This is a genomic window from Bacillus sp. ISL-41, assembly GCF_018613235.1.
GTDB lineage: Bacteria > Bacillota > Bacilli > Bacillales > Cytobacillaceae > Mesobacillus.
Window position 1 is genome coordinate 227621 of record NZ_JAGGQP010000030.1, and the last position, 8933, is coordinate 236553.

General features: G+C 44.5%; 8 protein-coding genes. 7 read left to right on the forward strand and 1 reads right to left on the reverse strand.

Annotated features, from left to right (window positions below; translation table 11 throughout):
* Positions 1–171: 171 nt before the first annotated feature.
* From J7I80_RS16650 to J7I80_RS16680, 7 genes are all read left to right on the forward strand, one after another.
* Positions 172–2127 (forward strand): methylmalonyl-CoA mutase subunit beta, encoded by a 1956-nt coding sequence (locus tag J7I80_RS16650; RefSeq protein WP_214739574.1) that lies wholly within the window; start codon positions 172–174, stop codon positions 2125–2127.
* Positions 2114–4294 (forward strand): methylmalonyl-CoA mutase, encoded by a 2181-nt coding sequence (gene scpA / locus J7I80_RS16655; protein WP_214739576.1) that lies wholly within the window; start codon positions 2114–2116, stop codon positions 4292–4294. Before J7I80_RS16650 ends, scpA begins: the two co-directional genes overlap by 14 nt.
* The gene (gene meaB, locus J7I80_RS16660) at positions 4294–5421 is read left to right on the forward strand and encodes a methylmalonyl Co-A mutase-associated GTPase MeaB (RefSeq protein WP_214739578.1); all 1128 of its coding nucleotides are present in this window, start codon (positions 4294–4296) and stop codon (positions 5419–5421) included. The genes scpA and meaB overlap by 1 nt, the downstream gene beginning before the upstream one ends.
* A 213-nt stretch (positions 5422–5634) precedes the next feature.
* Complete coding sequence (locus tag J7I80_RS16665; RefSeq protein ID WP_214739580.1) at positions 5635–6072, forward strand: BrxA/BrxB family bacilliredoxin; 438 nt, start codon at positions 5635–5637, stop codon at positions 6070–6072.
* A 218-nt stretch (positions 6073–6290) separates the two neighbouring features.
* Positions 6291–7082, forward strand: a complete 792-nt coding sequence (locus tag J7I80_RS16670) for a transporter substrate-binding domain-containing protein (protein ID WP_214739582.1) — start codon at positions 6291–6293, stop codon at positions 7080–7082.
* Between the two features lie 84 nt (positions 7083–7166).
* A complete protein-coding gene (locus J7I80_RS16675) occupies positions 7167–7826 on the forward strand; it encodes an amino acid ABC transporter permease (protein ID WP_214739584.1) in 660 nt (219 codons plus the stop codon).
* Positions 7819–8541 carry an amino acid ABC transporter ATP-binding protein gene (locus tag J7I80_RS16680; protein ID WP_214739586.1) on the forward strand — a complete coding sequence of 241 codons (723 nt, stop codon included), beginning with the start codon at positions 7819–7821 and terminating at the stop codon, positions 8539–8541. Before J7I80_RS16675 ends, J7I80_RS16680 begins: the two co-directional genes overlap by 8 nt.
* 97 nt (positions 8542–8638) lie before the next feature.
* On the opposite strand, the gene J7I80_RS16685 is transcribed toward J7I80_RS16680, so the two are convergent.
* Positions 8639–8869 carry a hypothetical protein gene (locus J7I80_RS16685; protein ID WP_214739588.1) on the reverse strand — a complete coding sequence of 77 codons (231 nt, stop codon included), beginning with the start codon at positions 8867–8869 and terminating at the stop codon, positions 8639–8641.
* Between the last annotated feature and the right edge of the window lie 64 nt (positions 8870–8933).

An 8933-nucleotide genomic window follows, 5' to 3' on the forward strand; every position in this document is an offset into this window, starting at 1 on the left:
AAACGCCCAGGAGAACCTGGGCGTTTTAATTTTGGCTCGACCGCATAAAAATTGTCCTTCGTTGCTAGAAAAGGATTCGTATACTAAAATATAGTAGAGTATAAAAATTAGAATTTTACTACAATTTTTGTGAAGGGGGGGAAGCTGTCTGAACTATGGACAGTAAGGTTTATGACGATTGATAATATGAAAGCTACCTCGTTCAAAGATGCAACATTTGAAGATTGGCAGGAAAAAGCCGAAGCCTCATTAAAGGGCAAACCAATTGATTCTCTTTATACGAATACATATGAGAATATTACTCTAAAACCGCTTTATACCAAAGGGGATCTTCCAGTTGAATTGGAAGGAGAACTGCCTGGTCAGCTTGATTATAGGAGAGGCATCCATTCTCTTGGATATCAGTCTGAGCCCTGGCAGATTGCAAACCGCCTTTTTTACTCTAATATAGGCGAGTTGAAAGAGAAACTCGACAATGCGCTATCAAAGGGACAAACCGCTATTGCTTTTGACGTAAAACAGGGGTTGTTTTCCGATAACCGTGCATTGGTTTCCTTCATTTCATCTTATAAAAATAAGTATCCACTAGCTCTGGACGCTGGATTGTTACAGACGCCATTGCTTGCAGCTTTGGCTGTTGCCGGAAAGGAATCTGGCAGTGCTGAAGGACTTTCAGGTTTCGTGGCAGGTGATCCAATTGCCGAAGCAGGCTTGCTTGGCGGACTCCCAGCTGGGGAAGATGAATTTTTTACGAAATGGGCAAAGGTACTTGAAGAAGCAGCACAGCAATTGCCAGAAGTTAAGACTGTACTAGTCAATAGTGTCCCATACCATAATAGCGGTGCTAATGCCGTGCAGGAATTGGCTATTGCCGTATCTACAGGTGCTTATCTCCTTCAAAAGCTGCTCGACAATGGTTGGGAATTAAAGAAAGCGTTATCAAAGATTGTATTCAAATTTGCGATCGGATCAAACTTTTTTATGGAAACTGCGAAGCTTAGAGCTGCCAGACTCTTGTGGAGTAAAACAGCAGAAGCTTTTGGAGCAGAGTCTGAAGATCGTAAAATGATCATATCAGCTGAAACCTCGAAGTTCTCAAAAACAATTTTTGATCCATACGTGAATATGCTTAGGGTTGGAAATGAATCCTTTGCTGCAGTATTAGGAGGAATTCAGTACCTGCATAGTGGAAGCTTTGATGAACCTGCAGGAACTGTGAACCCTTTTTCCGAAAGGGTTGCCAGAAATACGCAGCTGGTGCTCAAATCTGAAGCCCATCTTGAAAAAGTGGCCGATCCAGCAGGCGGTTCCTGGTATGTTGAGTCATTAACAAAGGAACTGGCTGAAAAGGCATGGGAATTATTCCTTGATATGGATCAAAAGGGCGGTATATATGAAACATTGAATTCAGGTTGGCTCCAGGAGCAGATCGCCCAGACAGCTGAAGCCCGTGAACAGGATATTGCTGCGCGTAAAAAGAGCATGATCGGAACGAACGTTTATGCCAACCTTTCAGATAATATCAGTAAACCTGCAGTCCAGGAGATTAAAAGTCATTACATGAGCGACTCACTTGATGCTGCCATCGATAAAATTTCGTCAGGCAGCTCTCTGTTTGAGAGTTTTAAAGAAGTGGAACCAAGCTTTGCTCCATTGAACTTAAAAAGATTAGCTGAGCCATATGAAGAATTGAGGTTCAGGGCGAAGAAGCTGCAGGAAAAGGGTTCAGTGCCAAAGGTCGGCTTGATTTGCCTGGGTGATCTGAAGAATCATAAGGCAAGAGCAGATTTTATTTCTGGATTGTTGTCAGCCGGAGGAATCCTTGCTGAAAGAAGCGGGGAAGTGGACTCTATTTCAGCAGCCATTGATTTCATAAACTCGTGTGAAGCGAAACAGTTTGTTATATGCGGCGATCAGCAGACCTACAATTCTTTTGGGCCTAATCTGGCGCAGGAGATTACAAGTGAGCACGAGGTCAAGCTTTACCTGGCAGGTATCCCGGATGAAAAACAAAGCGAATGGAAAACTGCCGGAATACAAGAGTTCCTGCATGTAAGAAGCAATGCGTTGCAGACTCTATCATCTATGCTTCAGGAAATGGAGGTGGGAGAAAATGCAAAAGCCTGATTTTAGAAAAGTCCGTTTGTTTGCTGAGGAGAAGGAAGTCAGCAAGGAACAAGTGAATCAGCACATACAGGAGAACATCGATGATTTGTTATTTGAAACGAATGAGCAGATCAAGGTGAAACCAGTGTATACGAAAGAAGATGTAAAGGACTCAGAACATATGGAAGGCATGCCTGGCCTCCCTCCTTATACGAGGGGACCATATCCAGCAATGTATGTCAACCGGCCATGGACGGTAAGGCAGTATGCAGGTTTTTCGACTGCGGAGGAAAGCAACGCATTCTACAGGCGAAACCTTGCAATGGGCCAAAAGGGCTTGTCTGTTGCCTTTGACCTGGCAACGCACAGGGGATATGATTCTGACCATCCCCGGGTTGAGGGTGACGTCGGGAAAGCGGGAGTAGCGATTGACTCCATTTTAGATATGAAAATTCTGTTCGACGGAATCCCGCTTGACCAGATGTCTGTATCCATGACTATGAATGGTGCAGTGCTGCCCATCATGGCGTTCTTCATCGTGACGGCCGAGGAACAGGGCGTAACACAGGATCAATTATCAGGGACGATTCAAAACGACATCCTGAAGGAGTATATGGTCCGGAACACGTACATTTACCCGCCGGAAATGTCGATGAAGATCATTGCCGATATTTTTGAGTACACATCAAAATATATGCCAAAATTCAACTCAATCAGTATTTCAGGCTATCATATGCAGGAAGCGGGTGCTCCAGCGGATATCGAATTGGCGTACACGCTCGCGGATGGTCTTGAATATGTAAGAACTGGCCTTAAGGCTGGAATCGATATTGACTCATTCGCACCACGGCTAAGCTTCTTCTGGGCAATCGGTATGAATTATTTCATGGAAGTGGCCAAGATGAGGGCTGCACGCTTTATTTGGGCAAAAATGATCAAGACATTCAATCCGAAAAATGAAAAGTCGATGGCTTTGAGGACTCATTCGCAAACATCCGGATGGAGTTTGACTGAACAGGATCCATATAATAATGTCATTCGAACGTTGGTAGAGGCACATGCAGCGGCAATGGGCCACACTCAATCATTGCATACCAATGCACTGGATGAAGCAATTGCGCTGCCGACCGATTTTTCCGCACGCATTGCCCGCAATACACAACTATTTCTTCAGGAAGAAACCGGGATTACGAAGGTCATTGATCCATGGGCAGGCAGTTACTATGTTGAGAGCCTGACAAATGCATTGATCGAGCGTGCCTGGGAGCATATCGAAGAAATCGAAAGTCTTGGCGGGATGGCGAAAGCAATTGAGACCGGACTTCCTAAAATGAGGATTGAAGAAGCAGCGGCAAGGCGCCAGGCACAGATTGACTCTGGAAAAGAAACGATCATCGGCGTGAATAAATTTAAGCTGGACCAGGAGGATCCACTGGAAATTCTCGATATTGATAATACAGCCGTCCGTGCGAAACAGCTTGAAAGGCTCAAACAGCTGAAAGAAAACCGCAATGATGAAAAAGCCCAGGAAGCTCTAAATGATCTAGCGAGGGCAGCAGAAACAGGCGAAGGCAACCTGTTGGAATATGCGGTAAGGGCTGCACGCGAAAGGGCGACACTTGGAGAAATTTCTGATGCAATTGAAAAGGCAGCTGGAAGGCATAAAGCAATCATCCGATCAGTCAGCGGAGTGTATAGCACAGCGTTCACAAATGGGGAGGAAATTGCCGAGGTGCAGCAAATGACTGAGGAATTCCTTGAAAATGAAGGACGCAGGCCGCGAATCATGATTGCGAAAATGGGACAGGATGGACATGACCGCGGAGCAAAGGTCATTTCAACCGCTTTCGCTGATTTAGGTTTCGACGTAGATATTGGCCCGCTCTTCCAAACGCCTGAAGAAACAGCGATCCAGGCAGTTGAAAATGATGTCCATGCGATCGGGATCAGCTCATTGGCAGCTGGACATAAAACATTATTGCCGCAGCTTGTAAAGGAGCTAATAAAATTAGGCCGGGAGGATATTGTCGTCATAGTTGGAGGGGTCATCCCTGCCCAGGATTATCAATTCCTTTACGATAACGGAGCAAGTGCGATTTTTGGACCTGGAACGGTCATTCCAGTTGCGGCACAAAAGGTCTTACGGACCATTTATGAGCGTCTGGGCTATGAGGAAGTGTCCAGTTAATGGCAGATGAGAAAAAGCCGGAATGGTTCGAACCAGGAAAGGCTGATTCGTTTTCAAGTGTTGTAAAGCCTGGAGTGGCGGGTGTAAATGCCGATAGACCTGCAGCGAAAGCCGGACGTTTTGTTAAGAAAAAAAATACTCCCAGCTTGGATCCGATGTCACTTGCGGATGAAATCAAGACCGGGGGCAGGACAGCACTGGCAAAAGGGATTACATTGATTGAAAGCAATGCTGAGCATGACTTTCACACGGCCCAAACCCTCCTGCATAAGCTTTTGCCTGAATCAGGACGCTCCATCAGGATTGGAATCACAGGTGTTCCTGGTGCTGGCAAGAGCACGTTTATCGAGAGTTTTGGCAGCTATTTATGCGATAGAGGGCATAAGGTTGCGGTTCTTGCGGTTGATCCGACCTCCAGCCTGACTGGAGGGAGCATTCTTGGCGATAAAACGAGGATGGAAAAGCTGGCGCGGAATCCACGGGCATTCATCCGGCCATCACCTTCGGGAGGAAAGCTTGGTGGTGTCCACCGGAAAACACGGGAAACGATGCTTTTATGTGAAGCAGCCGGCTTCGATGTCATACTGGTTGAAACGGTAGGGGTAGGCCAAAGTGAGGTTATTGTCAGGGATATGGTCGATTTCTTCATGCTCCTCGTCCTGACAGGTGCCGGCGATGAACTTCAGGGAATGAAAAAAGGAATCATGGAGCTTGCGGATGCGGTGATTGTCAATAAGGCAGATGGACAAAATGAACAATCAGCGAAAAAGACGAAAGAAGAGTATAACCGGATCCTTCATTTCCTTCAGCCTGCGACAAAAGGCTGGCAGACAGCTGCCATGACCAGTTCAGCGATTCAGAACAAAGGTATTGATGAAATCTGGGAAACGATCACTGCCTTTGAACAGTTGACGAAAAAAAGCGGGGCCTTTGATGAAAGAAGAAGATTCCAGACAAAAGAGTGGCTGAATGATATGATCATCGATCAGCTTCAGATGAATTTTTTCCAACATCCTGCAATTAAGAGTTTGCTTCCAAAAGTAGAAAACGAAGTTATTTCGGGAAACAGGCCCGTTGCATCTGGAGTCGATGAGTTATTCAAAGCCTTTTTCGAGGCGAAAAAATAAGCTGTCCGATCTGGACAGCTTTTTATTATTACAAAAAAAGCGGACAACGGAATGTTCCGTTGTCCTTCATCTAGGGAGTTTAGGGGTATGGATCTAGCTGTATTGTTACCTTTCCCGGAATTCCTGAGAGTTAAACATACTTTGAAAAATTTATTTTAATTGGTATCATGTATTTATGTACCAGTTATTTTTCAGCAGAGGAGAGATCGAACGATGAGCATGGATTTCAATTTTTTCATGAACGATGTAGTCCGCCAGGCACGCCAGGAAATCGTGGCAGCTGGATATACAGAATTAACAACGAGTGAGGAAGTAGAACAAGCATTGGCTAAAGAAGGCACAACACTTGTCATGGTAAACTCAGTTTGCGGTTGCGCCGGAGGCATTGCCCGTCCTGCAGCAGCACATGCTGTTCATTATGATAAGCGCCCAGATAATCTTGTGACTGTTTTCGCCGGCCAGGATAAAGAGGCAACAGAAAAAGCACGAAGCTATTTTACGGGCTACCCGCCATCATCTCCATCTTTCGCATTGTTGAAGGACGGCAAGCTTTGCAAAATGGTCGAACGCCATGAAATCGAAGGCCACGACCCAATGCAAGTAGTGAACAAACTGCAAAATGCATTCGAAGAATATTGCGAAGAAATATAATTACTGAAGAATCCCGTTATGTCGGGGTTCTTTTTTTGTTGGTAAAATACATTTTATTTATATTTAAAAATATTATTGCATATTTATTAATATGTGTTAAAATACATTTTAGTTAATAATTATTAGTTGTTATGCAGAAAATTATTAGTTTAATAGCTGATATATTAATAAACTTGTATAAAATTATAGAATGAACATTATAGGGGGAAAACAAACAAATGAAAAAAGTAATTTCAGTTTTTATGATGAGCGTCTTATTAATGGGTATTCTCGCTGCATGCGGGACAAGCACTGAAAAAACATCCGGTGCCGGCGGTGAGGAAAAGAAGGTCCTAACAATGGGGACTTCAGCTGACTATCCTCCGTTTGAATATGTGGAAACAGCTACAAGTGATGAAATCATTGGTTTTGACGTAGATCTGGCAAATCTGATTGCAAGTGAATTAGGGTATGAAGTGGAAATTAAGGATATGGACTTTAACGGCCTTATCGGTGCAATCCAGGCGGATCGCGTTGATTTTGTCATGGCAGGTATGACTCCAACTCCAGAACGTAAAGAAAACGTTGACTTCACTGATGTTTACTATACAGCGAAGCATATGATTGTTTCTGCTAAAGACAGCAACATCAAATCAATCGAAGATCTAAAAGGAAAGACTGTTGGTGTCCAGCTATCGTCGATCCAGGAAGAAGAAGCTGAAAAAATTGCCGAGACAGTAGAAATCAAGATTGAGAAACGCACAAGGATCCCTGAATTGGTACAGGAGATCAAAGCTGGACGTATTGATGCAGCGATTATTGAAGATACAGTGGCAGAAGGGTACTTCAAGAATAATCCTGATCTTGCTGGATTTACGATTGATGATGGAAGCGAAGAAGAAGCCGGTTCAGCCATCGCGTTCCCTAAAGGAAGTAAGCTGACAGAGGAATTCAACAGGGTTCTGAAAGAAAAAATGGAAAACGGCGAAGTAGACAAATTGATCGTTAAATGGTTTGGCGGAGAAAAGTAAGAATCAAAAACAGGCGTTCAGAATGCTAATGTCTTCTGGGCGCCTTTCTCCTTCATGAAATAGACAGAGAGGGCTGTTAAGAATATGGATCTAGATTTTACCGCCATCCTTCCTTCGTTGCCATATATCCTGAAGGGAATTGGCGTCACACTGAAAATAGTATTGGTAGCAGGGCTTCTGGGCTTTGCATTTGGAATCATCCTTGCAATCTTAAAAATTAGCAAATACAAGGCGCTCCATTGGTTCGCAGATGTTTATACATCCATTTTTCGCGGCACTCCGCTCATTTTGCAATTGATGATCATTTATTACGGAGCTCCACAGATTATCGGCTTTGAAATATCATCCTACACTGCCGCGGTGGCGTCTTTCTCTTTGAATTCGGCTGCATATATATCAGAAATCATTCGGGCTGGAATTTTAGCGGTGGATAAAGGACAGAAAGAAGCAGCGATGGCTCTTGGGGTTCCCGGAAATCGTATGATGCAGGACATCATCCTGCCGCAGGCTTTAAAAAATATTCTGCCTGCATTGATGAATGAATTTATCACCCTGACGAAGGAATCGGCGATTGTAACGGTTATTGCAGCAAATGATATTATGCGGAGAGCGTATATTGTTGGCGGGGAGCAGTATAGATTTTTTGAGCCGTTTATTTTTGCCGGCCTAATCTATTATCTCATGGTCATCTCCTTGACATTCATTGGCAAGCTGGTTGAAAGGAGAATGAGACAAAGTGATTAAAGTACAAAACCTTCATAAATCATTTGGCAAGCTGGAAGTTCTAAAGGGAATCACAACTACAATCGAAAACGGTGAAGTTGTTGCCATCATCGGGCCATCAGGTTCAGGGAAATCGACTTTCCTCCGCTGCCTTAATTTGCTTGAACAGCCGACAAGCGGCCAGATCATGATTGGCTCAGATGATATTACCGACAAGAAAACGAATATTATGAAAGTCCGTGAAAATGTGGGAATGGTGTTCCAGCACTTTCACCTTTTCCCGCATATGACCGTGCTGCAAAACATTACGTATGCACCGATAAAGGTTAAAGGGACGGGGAAGGCTGAAGCCGATAAACATGGACTGGAGCTTCTTAAAAAAGTAGGACTCTCCGAAAAGGCAAATGAATATCCGAACAGGCTGTCTGGAGGCCAAAAGCAGCGGGTAGCAATCGCCAGGGCTCTTGCAATGAACCCTGAAGTCATGCTGTTCGACGAACCAACCTCCGCATTGGATCCGGAAATGGTCAAAGAGGTGCTTGAGGTTATGAAGTCACTGGCCCATACCGGAATGACAATGGCGATCGTCACACATGAAATGGGCTTTGCCCGTGAAGTCGCCGATCGAGTACTTTTCCTCGATGACGGGGTATTGGTCGAGGATGCCCCTCCAGCAGAATTCTTCAGCAGCCCGAAGAGCAACAGGGCAAAAGAGTTCCTTGAAAAAATGCTGTAAGACACTAGCCTTGCTTTTATAATGGATGACGAATCTGATAAACTAATGGATGATCATATCAAAAATGGTATGGTCATCTTTTTATTTTCTTAGGAAATTATAAAATTATTAGCTGTGAATAACTACATGTAGTTTTCTTAATCCAGCTCCAGCGCCTAGCCCCTCGAGTCGCTTGTCTAGTGTCGCCTCCTAGAAACTCCGAAACTTCAACTCCGCAGGCAGAAGCAAAAAGCGCTTCTTTGTCGGAGTCTCCAGTTTCTGCGTTTCTGAACAGTCGGCTATACTTTTCGAGTTCGGTCCGCCCAATGAAGTCAAAGAACGACTTCACCGATCGGCCCTCCAGCGCTTGTCAGAGTTGGGGAGTCGCCTCCACTTTTCGATTTGTCTAGTGT

Excerpts from the sequence above, each read along its gene's own strand:
- J7I80_RS16665 (WP_214739580.1), top strand. The coding sequence starts at position 5,635 with ATGAGCATGGATTTCAATTTTTTCATGAACGATGTAGTCCGCCAGGCA.
- J7I80_RS16650 (WP_214739574.1), top strand. The coding sequence starts at position 172 with ATGACGATTGATAATATGAAAGCTACCTCGTTCAAAGATGCAACATTT.
- J7I80_RS16670 (WP_214739582.1), top strand. The coding sequence starts at position 6,291 with ATGAAAAAAGTAATTTCAGTTTTTATGATGAGCGTCTTATTAATGGGT.
- scpA (WP_214739576.1), top strand. The coding sequence starts at position 2,114 with ATGCAAAAGCCTGATTTTAGAAAAGTCCGTTTGTTTGCTGAGGAGAAG.
- meaB (WP_214739578.1), top strand. The coding sequence starts at position 4,294 with ATGGCAGATGAGAAAAAGCCGGAATGGTTCGAACCAGGAAAGGCTGAT.
- J7I80_RS16675 (WP_214739584.1), top strand. The coding sequence starts at position 7,167 with ATGGATCTAGATTTTACCGCCATCCTTCCTTCGTTGCCATATATCCTG.